The organism is Pseudomonas sp. No.117, from assembly GCF_054558395.1.
This window is the reverse complement of record NZ_BAAJNP010000002.1, coordinates 641,403-657,850: the sequence shown is the minus strand read 5'-3', so window position 1 is coordinate 657,850 and position 16,448 is coordinate 641,403. Positions and strand designations below refer to the sequence as shown.

Genomic DNA, 16,448 nt, shown 5'->3' with positions numbered 1-16,448 from the left:
AACCGGCCCGCTACCTACCATGTCCCAATTCCTTGCCGTCGGCCTGTTCGACTTCGATCCCCGCCGCGCCGAATGGCGCGCGGATGCCGTCTGTGCGGCCATGCTGGAGCGGGACGCCGAGGAGCTCGCCCGGGGCCTTCCGCTGGCCGAGCTGCTGGCCGGCTTGCAGAGCCGAACCGCGCCGCCCGAGGGATTGCTGCCCGCTCCGGGCGCGGTCTGGGAGGCCTGGCGCCATGGAGCGGACGGCAAGGCGCGCTGCCTGCAGTTCCAGCGCCGCGACGACGGCGGCGTGCTGCTCGACGTCACCGCACAGCGCCGGCACGAGGCCGAGCTGTGGCAGGGCGAGGCCTTCAAGCGCAGCGTCATGGTCTGCAGCGTCGACTGCATCAAGCTGATCGATCTCGAGGGCCGCCTGGAGTACATGAATCCGGGCGGTCTGGTGGTCATGGAGATCGACGACTTCATTCCCTTCCAGGGCCGCCCCTGGGCCGAACTCTGGCCCGAGGCGCAGCGCCACGAGGTACTGGGCGCGATCGAAGCGGCGCGCCAGGGTGGCATCGGCCGCTTCACCGGCCTCGCCCCCACCGCCAAGGGTACCCGCCGCTGGTGGGACGTGGTGGTCACGCCGATCCTCGGCGATGACGGCCAACCCCTGCGCTTCCTGTCCATCTCCCGCGACGTCAGCGAGACCGTCCGCGCGCGCGAGGCGCTGGACGAACTCAATCGCAACCTCGAGGAGCGCATCGAGGCGCGCAGCCAGGAGCTGGTCGCGCTGGAAGAGGAATTGCGCCAGGCGCAGAAGATGGAAGCCATCGGCCAGCTCACCGGCGGCATCGCCCACGACTTCAACAACCTGCTCACCGGCATCGTCGGCTCCCTCGACCTGATGCGACGCCGGGTCCAGCAGGGGCGCGTCCAGGAACTGGAGCGCTATCTGGACACCGCCACCCGCTCCGCGGAGAACGCCGCGGCCCTGACCCAGCGCCTGCTGGCCTTCGCCCGGCGCCAGGTGCTCGAGCCGCGGCCGGTGGATGCCGGCCAGCTGGTGCAGGGCATGCACGAACTGCTGCGCCACAGCCTGGGCAAGAAGATCCGCAAGGAAGTCCAGCTGGCCGACGACCTCTGGCTGCTGCACTGCGATCCGCACCAGCTGGAAAACGCCATCCTCAACCTGGCCATCAACGCCCGCGACGCCATGCCGGAGGGCGGTGAGCTGAGCATTCGGGTGGAGAACGTCAGCGGTCCGCTGAGCATCGGCCTGGGCGGCGAGACGCTGGCCGGCGATTTCATTCGGATCCAGGTCTGCGACAGCGGTACCGGGATGGATGCCGAGACGCTCCAGCGCGCTTGCGAGCCCTTCTTCACCACCAAGCCGAGCGGTCGCGGGACCGGGCTGGGGCTGTCGATGATCTACGGCTTCGTCCGGCAATCGGGTGGCCAGGTGGAAATCCAGTCGGTGCTGGGCGAGGGCACCCGTATCAGCCTCTATCTGCCTCGGCTGCTCGCCGAGCCGGAGACCGCCGTGGTGACGGTAGCCCCCCAGGGCCAGCTGCTGCCCGAGGTGTCCGGTGATTGCGCGCTGATCGTCGAAGAGGAACGCGAGGTCCGGGTGATCATCAGCGAGGCCCTCGCCGAGCTGGGCTACACGCCCCTGGCCGTGAGCGACAGCACCACGGCCGTCGCCCTCATCGCCTCGGGCAGCCTGCGCATCGACCTGCTGGTGACCAGCCTGGGTCTTTCCGGGCTGGACGGCCGCCAACTGGCCGAACAGGCGCGGGCCACCACCCCCAGTCTGCCGGTGCTCTATCTCTCCGGCCAGGCCGATCCGGCGAGCTTGCCGGAACTGGCCGAGGAGGGCGTCGAACTCATCAGCAAGCCCTTCGGCCTGGAGGAACTGGCCCGCTGCGTGAGGCGTCTGCGCCCGGACGTCTGAATGCGCCGCGGCGAACTGTCGCGGCGGTCGGGGGTCGATCCTTTCGTGTCGCAACGTCCTTTGCGGCTGCTGTCGTCTCGACAAGAAAAGGAGCGCTTCATGAAACGCCTGCCACCCGCGCCGCCCGCGCGGATGCTCGCCCTATCCCTGTCCATCGCCTTTCTCGCCGCCTGCGCCCATGACGGCGACAAGCCGGAAACCCTCTCCTGGAGTTGGCGCGACGCCAGCAGCGCACGCGTCGTGCCACCGGACCGGGCCTACCCCGAGCTGTTCACCGCCGTGCAGCAGGGCAAGCTGTTCACCGACCAGAAGCACTTCGTCGATGCGCTGCCCAAGCGCGACCCGGCCGCCATTCGCCGCGACTACCTGGCCCAGCGCGACCAGCCCGGCTTCGACCTCAAGGCCTTCGTCAGGGCCAACTTCGAAGAGTCCGACCCCATCAAGGCAGCACCGCCCAAGGCCGGCGCCGACCTGCCGACCCACATCAAGGATCTCTGGCCGGTGCTGACCCGCCATTACGAGGAGGTGCCGGCCTACAGCAGCCTGCTGCCGCTGCCCAAGCCCTATGTGGTGCCGGGTGGCCGCTTCCGCGAGGTCTACTACTGGGATTCCTACTTCACCATGCTCGGCCTGGCCAAGAATGGCCGTACCGACCTGGTACGCGACATGGTGGACAACTTCGCCCATGAGATCGACGTCTACGGTCACATCCCCAACGGCAACCGCAGCTACTACCTGAGTCGCTCCCAGCCGCCGTTCTTCGCCTACATGGTGGACCTGCAGGCCAGCCTGGAAGGCGACTCCGCCTATCGCCGCTACCTGCCGCAACTGCAGAAGGAATACGCCTACTGGATGGCCGGCGCGGACGCCTTGCAGGCGGGCCAGGCCAATGCCCACGTGGTCAAGCTGGCCGACGGCACCCTGCTCAACCGTTACTGGGACGCCAGCGATACCCCGCGCCAGGAATCCTACCTGGAAGACCTGGCCACCGCGGCCCAGGCCAAGGGCCGTCCGGCCGGCGAGGTCTATCGCGACCTGCGCGCCGGTGCCGAAAGCGGCTGGGACTTCTCCTCGCGCTGGCTCGGCGACGGCAAGACCCTGGCGACCATTCGCACCACCGCCATCGCCCCGGTGGACCTGAACAGCTTGCTCTATCACCTGGAGCAGACCATCGCCAAGGCCTGCGACAAGACCGGCGAGGCCAGTTGCGTCCAGGCCTACAGCCAGAAGGCCAAGAGCCGCCAGCAGGCCATCGACCGCTATCTGTGGAATCCGGCCGGCTACTACACCGACTTCGACTGGCAGGCCAAGCGCCGCACCGACAAGGTCAGCGCCGCCGCCCTGTTCCCACTGTACGTGGGCCTCGCCAGCCAGAGCAGCGCCGACCTGACCGCGGCGACGGTGGCCAACCAGCTGCTGCGTCCCGGTGGCATCGCCACCACCACGGTCAAGACCGGCCAGCAGTGGGACGAACCCAATGGCTGGGCGCCGCTGCAATGGGTAGCCGTGGATGGCCTGCGCCGCTACCAGCAGGACAAGCTGGCCGCGGACATCGGCGGCCGCTTCCTGACCCAGGTGCAGAACCTCTACGCCCGCGAGCAGAAGCTGGTGGAGAAATATGACCTCACCGGCGGCAAGGGCGGTGGTGGCGGCGAATACGAGTTGCAGGACGGCTTCGGCTGGACCAATGGCGTGACCCTCAAGCTGCTCGAGCTCTACAAGCCGCAAACCGGCGCGCAGTAAGGCCAAGGAAAAGGTCCGCCATGGCGGACCTTTTCAGGTTGCTGCCAATCCGTAGGTTGGGCTAAGACAACCTCATCGTCGAAGCCCAACGATCCGGGAGTGATGATCGACCCGTTGGGCTTCGCTATGCTCAACCCAACCTACGGGCTGCCATTCCCTCTCCCTCTGGGAGAGGGTCGGGGTGAGGGCAAACCCCACGCCAGACCTCTGTAGCCTGAAAGTCTAGAACTTCACAGCGGATCCACCGGTGGCGCATCGTCCTCGTCGGCGGGCAGCTCGGCGGGATGCAGGCCTTCCGGATCCTCTTCCTCGGGCAATGGCAGGATGGCGTTCATCAGCTGTACTCCGGGTTGCGCGGATTCTTCTGCGGCAGGCGCTCCTCGAGGGGGCGGTCATCCGGATCCTCGCCCACCGGCTCTTCGGGATCGGGCGCGATGTCCGGATCGATATCCAGGTCGTCGGGGTTTTCCTTGATCTGATCGTTCATACGGGCTCCGCGAGTGGGGTGGTAAAGGTTTGGGCAGAGCCCTACCCGCGAAGTTCGCCACCGGCGATCAGCGATAACCCCGCGCCTGCAGATCGAACAGCTGCGCATAGCGTCCGCCAGTGGCCAACAGCTGGGCATGATCGCCTCGCTCGCGAATCTCACCCCCTTCCAGCACCAGGATCTGATCGGCGTTGCGCACGCTGGAGAAGCGGTGCGAGATCAGCAGGGTCATGCGCTGCTGCGCCTGGGCGCGAAAGCGTTCGAAGATCACCGCTTCGGCCGCGGCGTCCAGGGCGGCGGTGGGCTCGTCCAGCACCAAAATGTCGGCGTCTTCGCGCATATAGGCCCGCGACAGGGCGATCTTTTGCCATTGGCCGCCGGACAGCTCCTGGCCCCCCATGAACCAACGCCCCAGTTGGGTGGCGTAGCCCTCGCGCAAGCCGGCGATGACCTCGTCGGCCAGTCCCTGTTCGGCGGCCTTGCGCCAGCGCGTCTCGTCGTCGAAGGCCTGGGTATCGCCGACACCGAGGTTCTCGCCGGCGCTGAGCTGGTAGCGGATGAAATCCTGGAAGATCACGCCGATGCGCCGGTGCAGGGCGGTGGGCTGCCAGTCCTGCAGATCGCTGCCGTCGAGCAGGATGCGACCCTGGCTGGGGGCATGCAGACGGGTCAGCAGCTTGATCAGAGTGGTCTTGCCCGAGCCGTTGGCGCCCACCAGCGCCAGGCTCTGACCCGGCGCCAGGTGGAAGCTGATGTCCTGCAGGGTCGGCGCCGTCGCGCCTGGATAGGTGAAGCCCACGTCTTCGAATCTCAGGCCATCGCCGGGCCGGCTGCCGGTCGTCAGGCTGCCGCCCTCCACGGTGGTCGGCTGGCCGAGGTAGTCATAGAGGTTGCTCAGGTAGAGGCTGTCTTCGTAGAGGCCGCCCACGGCGGTGAGACTGGCGCTGACCGCCGCCTGGCCCTGGCGGAACAGGGTCAGGTAGAGGGTCATCTGGCCCAGGCTGAGGCGGCCGCGCACCGTGTCGAGCACCACCCAGGCATAGGCGGCATAGAAGGCGAGGGTACCCAGCAGCCCGAAGACGAAGCCCCAGCCGTCGCGTCTCAGGGTCAGGCGGCGGTCCTCGGCGTAGAGCTTGGCGAAGGTGGCGCGGTAGCGCGCCAGCAGCAGCGGGGCGAGGCCGAACAGCTTGACCTCCTTGATGTAGGCCTCGTGGGACAGCAGCGTTTCCAGGTAGGTCTGGCGGCGCGTCTCGGGGGCGCGGCGGCTGAACAGGCGAAAGGCATCGCCGGAAAAGCGCGCCTCGGCCAGGAACACCGGCAGCGCTCCTACCACCAGCAACACCAGGGCCCAGGGCGAGAAATGCACCAGCAGCACGGCGAAGCTGACCAGCGAAATGAGGTTCTGCAGCAGCGTCAGGGACTTGGTCACCAGCGCCAGCGGCCGCACCGAGGCCTCGCGCCGTGCCCGCACCAGCTTGTCGTAGAAGTCGGCGTCCTCGAATTGCGCCAGCGACAGGGTCTGGGCCTTTTCCAGGATCAGCAGGTTCACCGTCTGCCCCAGGCGTACCCGCAGCAGCGATTGCTGCACCGACAGCAGCCGTTGGGCACCGGCGAGGGCGGCGAGCACCCCGGCTTCGGCGAGCACGAATTTCAGCACCGGCCACAGTGGCGCCTGGCCCTGCTGCGCATGCAGCTGCATGGCGGACACCACGGCATCGACGATACGCTGCCCCAGCCAGGCGGCCAGGGCCGGTAACAGGCCCGCGATCAAGGTGGCCAGGACCAGGCCGATCATGAGCGCCGGAGAGGTACTCCAGACCAGGCCGGCGGCGCGGCGCATCTGCAACTGGACGATAGCGAAGGAGGTGGAGAGGGCCATGGCGGATCTTCGGCTGGAATCCAGCATTAGGCGGAGCGGTGAGCAGGGTGTTCCCGGGGATATGGCAAAAGGCTTACACGCGATGGTGTCAGCTGGCCATGTTGCCACTCCAGCAGGGTGCGTAATCTACACCCATCAGCCGCGCAGGATGCGCAGCTCTGAGGTCAAGGACGATGACCAGGCCAGGATGGCGCCTGACAGGACGTTGGGATGGTCGCAACAAAGAACCCGCTTCGGCGGGTTTTTTGTTGTCCGGGATTTCTTGGCCTTGGTCGATCAGCCCTGGGGGTATGGCGAAAGGCTTACACGTGATGGTGTCAGCTGGCCATGTCGCCACTCCGGCAGGCTGCGTAATCTACACCCATCAGCCGCGCAGGACGCGCAGCTCTGAGGTCAAGGACGATGACCAGGCCAGGATGGCACCTGACAGGACGTTGGGATGGTCGCAACAGAGAACCCGCTTCGGCGGGTTTTTTGTTGTCCGGGATTTCTTGGCCTTGGTCGATCAGCCCTGGGGGTATGGCGAAAGGCTTACACGCGATGGTGTCAGCTGGCCATGTCGCCACTCCGGCAAGGTGCGTAATCTACACCCATCAGCCGCGCAGGATGTGCAGCTCTGAGGTCAAGGACGATGACCAGGCCAGGATGGCACCTGACAGGACGTTGGGATGGTCGCAACAAAGAACCCGCTTCGGCGGGTTTTTTGTTGTCTGGAGTTTCTCGGCTCGGGTCGATCACGCCAGGGGGTATGGCGAAAGGCTTACACGCAGTGGTGTCAGCTGGCCATGTCGCCACTCTGGCAGGGTGCGTAATCTACACCCATCAGCCGCGCAGGATGCGCAGCTCTGAGGTCAAGGACGATGACCAGGCCAGGATGGCACCTGACAGGACGTTGGGATGGTCGCAACAAAGAACCCGCTTCGGCGGGTTTTTTGTTGCCCGGGATTTCTTGGCCTTGGTCGATCACGCCAGGGGGTATGGCGAAAGGCTTACATGCGATGGTGTCAGCTGGCCATGTTGCCACTCCAGCAGGCTGCGTAATCTACACCCATCAGCCGCGCAGGACGCGCAGCTCTGAGGTCAAGGATGATGACCAGGCCAGGATGGCGCCTGACAGGACGTTGGGATGGTCGCAACAGAGAACCCGCTTCGGCGGGTTTTTTGTTGTCTGGAGTTTCTCGGCTCGGGTCGATCACGCCAGGGGGTATGGCGAAAGGCTTACATGCGATGGTGTCAGCTGGCCATGTCGCCACTTTGGCAGGGTGCGTAATCTACACCCATCAGCCGCGCAGGATGCGCAGCTCTGAGGTCAAGGACGATGACCAGGCCAGGATGGCACCTGACAGGACGTTGGGGTGGTCACAACAAAGAACCCGCTTCGGCGGGTTTTTTGTTTTCTGTCGTCCGGCATCCTTCATTCGGAGGATGAGCGTGAGCGGATCGGGTAGCACAGTGAGGGCTCTTCCCGGAGGATCTTCGCCATGCACTCGATATCGACCCTGTCGCTCGTCCCTGTCCTCATATTGACCGCCGCCTGCGCCAGTGGCCCGCGACCCGGGCACGAGCCGCCTCCGCCGAACGCCGTGACGCTGGACGACGCTGGCATCCGTGCCGCCATTGTCGGGAAAACCCTGCAGACTCGAAGCATGGGGGGCGAAAGCGTCACCCAGACTTTCAAGGCCGATGGCACCAGTGTGTTCACCATGGGGACGGAACGGTTGGTCGAGCGCTGGCGGGTGGCGGATGGGCAGATCTGTATCGATTCGCCTGGGTATCCCCGGGAGTGCGACGTGGTCAAGCAGGCAGCCGAGGGGCTGTGGTTCCTGGACGGCAAGACTGGAAAACTGCAGAACCACTACCAGGTGGTGCCCTGACCTAGCCGACCACCCGATTGCGTCCGGCCGCCTTGGCCGCATAGAGCGCCCGGTCGGCCTCCTCGGTGAGGGTGTAGGCGTCCATGCCAGGCGCATGGGCGGCCAGGCCGACGCTGAGGGTGATGGGCCGGCGTGACCAGGCGTGGTGGGCCACCGCCGTGCGGCAGCGCTCGGCCACCAGATGGGCCGCGGCGAGATCGGCGCCGGACAGCAGGATGGCGAATTCCTCGCCGCCATAGCGGAAACAGGCGTCATTGTCGCGACAGCTCTGCAGCAGCAGGCGGCTCACGGCCTGCAGCGCGGTGTCGCCGGCCTGGTGGCCGAAGGCGTCGTTGTAGGCCTTAAAGTGATCCACGTCGATCAACAGCATGGACAGGGCGCTGTGCTGTTCCTCGGCGCGCAGCAGATGCTCCGCCAGGCGCAGGTCGAAGGCGCGACGATTGTAGAGGCCGGTCAGGGCGTCGGTGACGCTGCGCTGTTCGGCGGCCTGCATCATGTCCAGCAACTGCCGCTGCGAGGCCTCCAGCATGTGCTGCTGCTCGATGTGCTCGGTGACGTCCACCGAAAGGCCGGCCAGGGCGATGCCCTGGCGCGTGACCAGGGGAAACTTGTAGGACTGCCAGAAGATGCGTCGGCCGTCGTGGGCGGCCATGTGCTCGACGAGTCGGCTCGGCTTGAGTTCGCCCATGACCTGTTCGTCGACCTGGCGAAAGCGCGGCGCCGATTCCGGCCAGATGGCGAAATCGTCCTTGCCGATGACCTCGTCGCGGGTCAGGCCGAGTTGCTGCAGGAAGGGTTCGTTGACGTACGAGAAGCGCCAGTCCTTATCCTTGATGTAGGCGACGAAGGGGCCGTTGTTCATGAAGGCGGAGAAGTTGATGTCCAGCTCTTCCAGCCGGTGCAGGGTCTCGCGCTGCTGCAGCAGGAGGGTGACCTGGCGGGCCAGCCGTTGCAGGTTGGTGATCTGGGCGGTCTCGAAGCGGCGGACGCGGTCGTCCATCACGCAGAGCGTGCCCAGGGCCACGCCATGCCGGTCGAGCAGCGGGATGCCCAGGTAGGCCCGCATCTTCTCCAGGCCCGGGGCCGCTCGCAGGTGCGCGACCCGCGGATCTTCCCGCAGGTCTTCCACCGCGAAGGGCTGCCGGGGGGTGAGGATCGCCAGGTGACAGAGCGAGGATTCGAGGGGGATCTCGTCCACCACCACCCCCTGGCACGCCTTGAACCACAGGCGATGCCGGTCGGCCAGGGTGACGAAGGCCGCTGGTGCGCGGGTCAGCTGGCAGGCCAGGGCGACGATGTCCTCGTAGGCGGATTCGACACCGCTATCGAGAATCTGCAACTCACCTAGGGCGTGGAGACGGCGGGCGTCATCGGGGGGAGTCATGCGGGCTCGCGAAGGCGGGGTCTCAGGCTTGAGCATAGTATCCCGCGGGGCGGAGGAAAACCGTGCCTCTCGCACAATCGGCCGAGGGGGCGGCTGGCGGCCGGCCCCTCGGGATTGCTGTCAGCGCCGGGGTTGCAGCAGCAGCGCCACCAGCGCGCTCCAGCCGGTCTGGTGCGAAGCGCCCAGGCCGCGGCCATTCTCGCCATGGAAGTACTCGTGGAACAGCACCAGGTCACGGCTGCGCGGATCGTCTTGCAACTGCGGGTAGTCGACCATGCTCGGGCGGCGGCCGTCGGCGTCCTTGAGGAACAGCCGCGTCAGCCGCTGGCTGAGGCCGTCGGCCACTTCTTCCAAGTTGGCTAGGTAGCCCGAGCCGCTGGGGTATTCCACCGAGAAGTTGTCGGCGTAGTAGCGGTGGAATTCGTGCAGCGACTCGATGAGCATGTAGTTGATCGGCATCCACAGCGGCCCGCGCCAGTTGGAATTGCCACCGTAGAGCCGGGAGTCCGATTCCGCCGGCTGGTAGCGGGCGCTGAGCAGGTTGCCGTCGGCCTGGCGCATCTCGAAGGGCTTGTCGGCATGGGCCTTGGACAGGGAACGGATGCCGTAGGCGGAGAGGAATTCGCCGTCGTCGAGCATGCGCTTGAGCAGCAGCTTGGTGCGATGGCCGCGCAACAGCGAGAGCAGGAATCTATTGCCCTGGCCGGGTTCGGTCCAGCGCGAGACCAGCCGCGCGAGATCCGGGCGTTGCCGCAGGAAGCCGCGCAGGCGACCGCCCAGGCCGGGCAGCCCTTCGTGCTCGCGCTGCTCCAGCACCTGCACCGCGAACAGCGGGATGAGTCCAACGATGGATCTCAGCCGTAGCGGTTCGGCGCTGCCGTCCGGCTTGTGCAGCACGTCGTAGAAGAATTCGTCCTGGTCGTCCCAGAGGCCGTCTTCCCGCTCGTCGCTGTGGTTGATGGCCCCGGCGATGTGCAGGAAGTGCTCGAAGAACTTCACCCCCAGGTCGACGTACACCGGGTTTTCCTTGGCCAGTTCCAGGGCGATGCGCATCAGGTCGAGGGCGTAGGCGGCCATCCAGGCGGTGCCGTCGGCCTGGTCCAGGTGGTAACCCTCGGGCAGCGGCGCCGAGCGGTCGAAGAGGGCGATGTTGTCCAGCCCGAGGAAGCCGCCCTGGAAGATGTTGCGGCCTTCGGTGTCCTTGCGGTTGATCCACCAGGAGAAGTTGAGCAGCAGCTTGTGGAAGACGCGCTCGAGGAAGGCCCGGTCGCCGACGCCGGTCAGGGATTTTTCCTGCAGGTAGACGTGCCAGGTGGCCCAGGCATGTACCGGCGGGTTGGCGTCCTCGAAGTTCCACTCGTAGGCCGGCAACTGCCCGTTGGGGTGCATGAACCTGTCCTTCACCAGGAGCAGCAGCTGCTGCTTGGCGAAGCCGGGATCGATCAATGCGTAGGCCACTGCCTGGAAGGCCAGGTCCCAGGAGGCGTACCAGGGATACTCCCACTTGTCCGGCATGGAGACGATGTCGAAATTGAGCAGGTGCCGCCAGTGGCCGTTGCGGATGCGCTGGCGTTGGGCCGGCGGCGTGGGCTGGGCCGGATCGCCGTCGAGCCAGCGATTGACCTCGAAATAATAGAGCTGCTTGGACCAGAGCAGGCCGGCCAGGGCCTGGCGCTGCACCAGGCGGGCGTCGGGATCGCTGATCTTTTCCTGCAGGGCGGCGTAGAAGGCATCGGCTTCGGCGATGCGCTCGGCAAAGACTGCGTCGGCGTCCACCGCCGGGGCGTTGGTGGGTGCCAGGCGCAGGTAGACCACGGTGCTGGCGCCGCCTTCCAGCTCGACGGTGAAGTGGGCGGCCGCCTTGCTGCCGAAGTCCCGGCGGATCGCCTCCCGGGCGCCGCGCACCACGTAGTCGTTGATGCCGTCCTTGAAGGGGCCTTCGGCGCTCTCGCCGGTGAGGCGGGGCAGGTTGGTTTCGTTGTTGCAGAATAGCCACTCCGCCTCGCGCGGGCCCCAGGCCGTGACGACCAGGTCGGGGCGGTCGAAGTAGCTGGCGCGCACCTGCTCGCCTTCGAGGCTGAGCATGGAACGCGGTGGCGTGCCGGTCCAGGCCCAGGTGTTGCGCGACCAGATCTGCGGCAGCACCCGCAGGCTGGCGCGCTCGGCGCCACGGTTTTCCACGGTCACCCGCATGAGGATGTCGTCTGGGGTGTGCTTGGCGTATTCGACGGTGACGTCGAAGTAGCGGTTCTCGGCGAAGACGCCGGTATCGAGGATCTCGTATTCGCGATCCTCCAGGCCGCGCCGGGCGTTCTCCTCGGTGAGCTGGGCATAGGGGAAGGCGGCGTGGGGATACTTGTAGAGCATCTTCTGGTAGGCGTGGCTCGGCACGCCGTCCAGGTAGAAGTAGAGCTCCTTGACGTCTTCGCCGTGGTTACCTTCGGCATTGGTCAGGCCGAACAGGCGCTCCTTGAGGAAGGGGTCGCGCTCGTTCCACAGGGCGATACCCAGGCACCAGTGCTGGGCCTGGTCGCAGAAGCCGGCGAGGCCATCCTCGCCCCAGCGGTAGGCACGGCTGCGCGCATGGTCGTGGGGGAAGTAGCGCCAGGCGTCGCCGTCGGCGCTGTAGTCTTCACGGACCGTGGCCCACTGGCGCTCGCTCAGGTAGGGCCCCCACTGCCGCCAGGCGGCGGCGTCGGTGTCAGCCAGGCGCTGGCCTTCTCGGGTATGCAGGATGCCCGGGGCGGGATGTGCCGTCATCGTGTCTCCAGATTCAGGTAACGGTTAAAGCTCGAGGATAGATCACCAGGGTGGCGCGCAGGGACCTTGCCTGGCGCATCCTTGCCATTTTAGTGCCTGCCCGCGACGAAAAAATTCACGCCGTTGCGTTTTCCATCACAGGGTGAGTACCCGTGGCAGGCCGGGGCAAGGGTCGAAAGCCAGGCGAAAAAAAGCCCCACGCCCTGGAGGGGGTGGGGCTTTGCGTGCCAGGCATCGGCCCGCTGCACGACAGCGGGCCGGCGGGCGATCAGAGCGCCATGTCGTTGGCGGCCTTGTCGGCGCGCGGGGCGGCGACCGTCGGCTTGGCGTTCTGGGCGCCGGTGGCGACCGGCGGGGTGGCCAGTTGCAGCACCTCGGCGGTGTAGTTCCACTCTTGCTGCACGCGCTCGGGGTCGCTGTTCAGCTTGGTGCCGTAGCTGGGCACGATCTGGTGCAGCTTGGCCTGCCACTCCGGGGTGGCGACCTTGTCCTTGAACACCTTCTCCAGCACGCTCAGCATGATCGGCGCGGCGGTGGAGGCACCCGGGGAAGCGCCCAGCAGGCCGGCGATGCTGCCGTCCTTGGCGGCGACGATCTCGGTGCCGAGCTTCAGCACGCCACCCTTGTCGGCGTCGCGCTTGATGATCTGCACGCGCTGACCGGCTTGCCACAGGCGCCAGTCTTCCTTCTTGGCGTTGGGGAAGTACTCGCGCAGGGCGGCCAGGCGATCGTCATCCGACAGCATCAGCTGACCGGCGAGGTATTCCACCAGCGGGTATTCGGCCACGCCCACGCGGACCATCGGCCAGGCATTGTGGGTGTTGGTGCTGGTCAGCAGGTCCAGGTAGGAACCCTGCTTGAGGAACTTGGTGGAGAAGGTGGCGAAGGGCCCGAACAGGATCACGCGCTTGCCATCGAGCATGCGGGTATCCAGGTGCGGAACCGACATCGGCGGCGCGCCGACCGAAGCCTTGCCATAGGCCTTGGCCAGGTGCTGCTGGGCGATCTCGGGGTTGTCGGTGACCAGGAAGGAACCGCCCACCGGGAAGCCAGCGTAGTCGTTCGCTTCGGGAATGCCCGACTTCTGCAGCAGGTGCAGGGCACCGCCGCCGGCACCGATGAAGACGAACTTGGCGTCGGTCTCGGTCTTCTTGCCGTCCTTGACGTTCTTGTACTCCACGCGCCAGCTGCCGTCGGCATTGCGGGTGATGTTCTCGACTTCGCTGGACAGGTTCAGCTTGAAGTTCGGCTTGGACTGCAGGTTGGCGGCGAACTGGCGGGTGATCTCGCCGAAGTTGACGTCGGTACCCAGCGGGCTCCAGGTGGCGGCGATCTTCTGCTGAGGATCGCGGCCTTCCATCATCAGCGGGACCCACTGCTTGATCTGCGCGGGATCCTCGGAATACTGCATGCCGGAGAACAGCGGGCTGGCCTTGAGGGCCTCGTAGCGCTTCTTCAGGAAGGCGATGTTCTCGTCACCCCAGACGAAGCTCATGTGCGGGGTGCTGTTGATGAAGCTCTTCGGGTCCTTGAGGACGCCGTTCTTGACCTGCCAGGACCAGAACTGACGGGAGATCTGGAAGGCCTCGTTGATCTCGATGGCCTTGGAGATGCTGACCTTGCCGTCCTTGTCTTCGGGGGTGTAGTTCAGCTCGGCCAGGGCGGAGTGGCCGGTACCGGCGTTGTTCCAGCCGTTGGAGCTCTCGTCGGCGACCTTGTCCAGGCGCTCGACCATTTCCATGGTCCAGGTCGGCTCCAGCTCGTTCAGCCAGATGCCCAGGGTGGAACTCATGATGCCACCGCCGATCAGCAGGACGTCGACCTTCTTGACGTCTTCGGCATGTGCGGTGCCCAGGGCGGAGGCGATGGCCATGCCGAGCAGCGCGCCAGTCATTTTCTTCAACATGTGGTCTCTCAATCGATAGAAGCTGTGTCTGCTTATCGAGTTTCGGTGCGGTGCGGCACCATGGCACATGGGTGGATGTGCAGTGGGCAAGGCAGAATGCAGCCAGAAACACGCAAGGGCAGGTTCTTGTCCCTCCACCGCCCCTCTCTCGTGAACCACCGGAGGGGTCGGAGCAAAAACGCAATACGCGGCCTCGGCAACGGCTGACCGGAGACCAGGTGTCTCGGGCGCGGCTGCGTGCGCGTGGCGTTTTTGTTGCCGGGCATTTTAATGACAAGGGGTAGGAATGCCTAGCCCGGAATTCATTAGGTTTGGCTATTAGCCTTTAGTCTAATCCCCATCGAATCCCCGCCAGGTCTTCCCGCAGGCGCCCCCGGGCTGTGCGCGAGCCGCGGACGCAGGGGGCCCAGCCCCGACGAAACCGGTCAGAAAGCCGCCGAAGGGTCGTGGCCCGCCGCACCCGGCGGGCGCCGGGCCTGGCCGGCTAGGCGAAGCGCCAGGCGAGAAAGCGACTCTGCTTCTGGCCTTGCGCCATGGCCACCACCCGCGTTTCCCTGGCCTGTTCACAGCGCAGCGCGGCTTGCAGCACCGGCAGGTTGCTGGCCTTGGACACCAGGCAGGTGAACCAGCCGACCTGGCTGGCGAAGGTGCGGCTCTCGCGGATCATCCGCTCGATGAAGGCCGCCTCGCCGCCTGGACACCAGAGTTCGGCCGCCTGGCCACCGAAGTTGAGCAGGGGCACCTGCTTGCCGGTGGTCTTGCCCAGGTTCTTCCACTTGCGCTGGCTGCCACGCACGGCGTCGTTGGGGCTGGCATGGAAGGGCGGGTTGCACAGGGTGGCGGCGTACTGCTCACCGGGCTGCAGGATGCCGGCGAAGATCGCCTGGGGATCGGGCTGGCGGCGCAGTTCGATGGCCGCCGCGCAATCCGGATTGGCGGCCAGGGTGCGGCCGAAGGCGTCCAGCGCCGCCGGAGCGATGTCGCTGCCGACGAAGTGCCAGCCGTACTCCTTGAAACCGATCAGCGGATAGACGCCATTGGCGCCGGTCCCCACGTCCAGCAGGCGAACCCTTTCCCCGCGCGGCAGCTTGCCGCCATTGCCTTCGGCCAACAGATCGGCCAGGTGATGCAGATAGTCGGCCCGGCCAGGAATCGGCGGGCAGAGGAAGTCGGCGGGGATATCCCAGTCGCGTACGCCATGGTGCAAGGCCAGCAGGGCGCGGTTGAGCGCCCGGACCGCCTGGGGATCGGTGAAGTCGATGGACAGGTTGCCCCGCGGCGTCGGTGCCACGAAAGGTCTGAGCGCGGGGCTCACGCGGATCAGGGCCGGAAAGTCGTAGCTGCCCTGGTGGCGATTGCGCGGATGCAGGGGAGCGGGGCGGCCCGGCAGGGGCCGGCGGGGCGAGGTCATGGCGACGGACGAGATGGAAAAGGGGGCGGCGAGCCTAGCACAGCCGCCCCTTGGACTCACATGGGGGGCTCACGCCGGGGTCGGGGCATCTTCGGGCAGCACGCCGATCTCGCGCAGGTTGCGCCAGAAAGCGGCCGGGATGGATGCGCGCAATAGCTCGGCGTTCTGTCGGGCCCGCTCCGGCTTGCTGCTGCCGGGAATGGTGGCGGCCACGGTGGGATGGGCGAGGCAAAATTGCAGGGCCGCGGCGCGGATATCCACTCCGTGATCCTGGCAGACACCCTCGATCAGCTCGACCTTGCGGCGCAGCGCCGGCTCGGCCTCGGCATAGTTGTAGTGCTTGCCGCCGGCGAGCAGTCCGGAGTTGAAGGGCCCGCCCACGACGATGCCCACACCGCGGCGTTCGCACTCGGGGAAGAGGGTATCCAGGGCTTCGCGATGGTCCAGCAGCGAATAGCGCCCGGCCAGCAGGAAGGCGTCGGGATCGCTCTGTTCCAGCGCCAGGCGGCAGGGCTCCACCAGGTTGACGCCCAGGCCCCAGCCCATGATCAGGCCTTCCTCGCGCATCTCGGTGAGGGCCTTGGCCGCGCCCTGCATGGCTTGGGCGAAGTAGTCGCGCCAGGCCGGGCCGTGCTGGTCTTCGGAAAGGTCATGGATCCAGACCAGGTCGAGGCGGTCGGTCTTCAGCCGTTCCAGGCTGTCTTCGATAGAGCGGCGGGCCCCATCGGCGGAATAGTCGAGCACCCGCTTGAAGGGCAGTTCATTGACGAACGGCGGGGCGTTTTCCGGCTGGTCGGCGGGCTCCAGCAGCCGGCCGACCTTGCTGCAGAGCACGAAGTCGTCGCGCGGCTTGTCGGCCAGCACCTCGGCGAAGCGGCGCTCGGAAAGGCCGGCGCCATAGTGTGGCGAGGTGTCATAGAGGCGGATGCCGGCGTCCCAGGCGGCTTCGAGGGTCGCTCGGGCATCGGCCTCACTGACCTCGCGGAACATGTTGCCCAGCGGGGCGCCGCCGAAACCGAGGGAGGGGATGTCGATACGCATGAGAGGTCTCCGGGTGGTGCGTGTCTGCAT

10 protein-coding genes are annotated in these 16,448 nt (G+C 66.4%); 3 read left to right on the top strand and 7 right to left on the bottom strand.

Annotated elements, in window-relative coordinates:
- The first annotated feature begins 19 nt into the window (after positions 1–19).
- Together ACYJP6_RS06445 and treA are read left to right on the top strand one after the other, a co-directional pair.
- Positions 20–1,933: an ATP-binding protein gene (locus ACYJP6_RS06445; RefSeq protein WP_459474215.1), complete on the top strand. Its 1,914-nt coding sequence runs from the start codon at positions 20–22 to the stop codon at positions 1,931–1,933.
- Positions 1,934–2,032: 99 nt separating this feature from the next.
- A complete protein-coding gene (treA, locus tag ACYJP6_RS06440; RefSeq protein ID WP_459474214.1) occupies positions 2,033–3,676 on the top strand; it encodes an alpha,alpha-trehalase TreA in 1,644 nt (547 codons plus the stop codon).
- Positions 3,677–4,010: 334 nt separating this feature from the next.
- Here the strand turns inward: treA and ACYJP6_RS06435 are convergent, their stop codons facing one another.
- Both ACYJP6_RS06435 and ACYJP6_RS06430 read right to left on the bottom strand, forming a co-directional pair.
- Positions 4,011–4,163 (bottom strand): hypothetical protein, encoded by a 153-nt coding sequence (locus ACYJP6_RS06435; RefSeq protein WP_186309295.1) that lies wholly within the window; start codon positions 4,161–4,163, stop codon positions 4,011–4,013.
- A 67-nt stretch (positions 4,164–4,230) separates the two neighbouring features.
- Complete coding sequence (locus ACYJP6_RS06430; RefSeq protein WP_459474213.1) at positions 4,231–6,042, bottom strand: ABC transporter ATP-binding protein; 1,812 nt, start codon at positions 6,040–6,042, stop codon at positions 4,231–4,233.
- 1,481 nt (positions 6,043–7,523) lie between these two features.
- Here ACYJP6_RS06430 and ACYJP6_RS06425 point away from each other — a divergent pair.
- Positions 7,524–7,916, top strand: coding sequence for a hypothetical protein (locus ACYJP6_RS06425; protein WP_459474212.1), 393 nt, complete (start codon positions 7,524–7,526; stop codon positions 7,914–7,916).
- 1 nt (position 7,917) lies between these two features.
- Here ACYJP6_RS06425 and ACYJP6_RS06420 read toward each other — a convergent pair whose 3' ends face one another.
- The 5 genes from ACYJP6_RS06420 to ACYJP6_RS06400 all read right to left on the bottom strand — a co-directional run bounded on the left by ACYJP6_RS06420 (position 7,918) and on the right by ACYJP6_RS06400 (position 16,418).
- A complete protein-coding gene (locus ACYJP6_RS06420; protein WP_459474211.1) occupies positions 7,918–9,300 on the bottom strand; it encodes a GGDEF domain-containing protein in 1,383 nt (460 codons plus the stop codon).
- Between the two features lie 120 nt (positions 9,301–9,420).
- A complete protein-coding gene (locus ACYJP6_RS06415) occupies positions 9,421–12,060 on the bottom strand; it encodes an MGH1-like glycoside hydrolase domain-containing protein (RefSeq protein WP_459474210.1) in 2,640 nt (879 codons plus the stop codon).
- Positions 12,061–12,328: 268 nt separating this feature from the next.
- Positions 12,329–13,966, bottom strand: coding sequence for a malate dehydrogenase (quinone) (mqo, locus tag ACYJP6_RS06410; RefSeq protein ID WP_459474209.1), 1,638 nt, complete (start codon positions 13,964–13,966; stop codon positions 12,329–12,331).
- Positions 13,967–14,450: 484 nt separating this feature from the next.
- Complete coding sequence (gene rlmF, locus ACYJP6_RS06405; RefSeq protein WP_459474208.1) at positions 14,451–15,377, bottom strand: 23S rRNA (adenine(1618)-N(6))-methyltransferase RlmF; 927 nt, start codon at positions 15,375–15,377, stop codon at positions 14,451–14,453.
- 69 nt (positions 15,378–15,446) lie between these two features.
- On the bottom strand, positions 15,447–16,418 hold the full coding sequence (locus tag ACYJP6_RS06400; RefSeq protein WP_459474207.1) for an aldo/keto reductase: 972 nt from the start codon (positions 16,416–16,418) through the stop codon (positions 15,447–15,449).
- Positions 16,419–16,448: the final 30 nt, after the last annotated feature.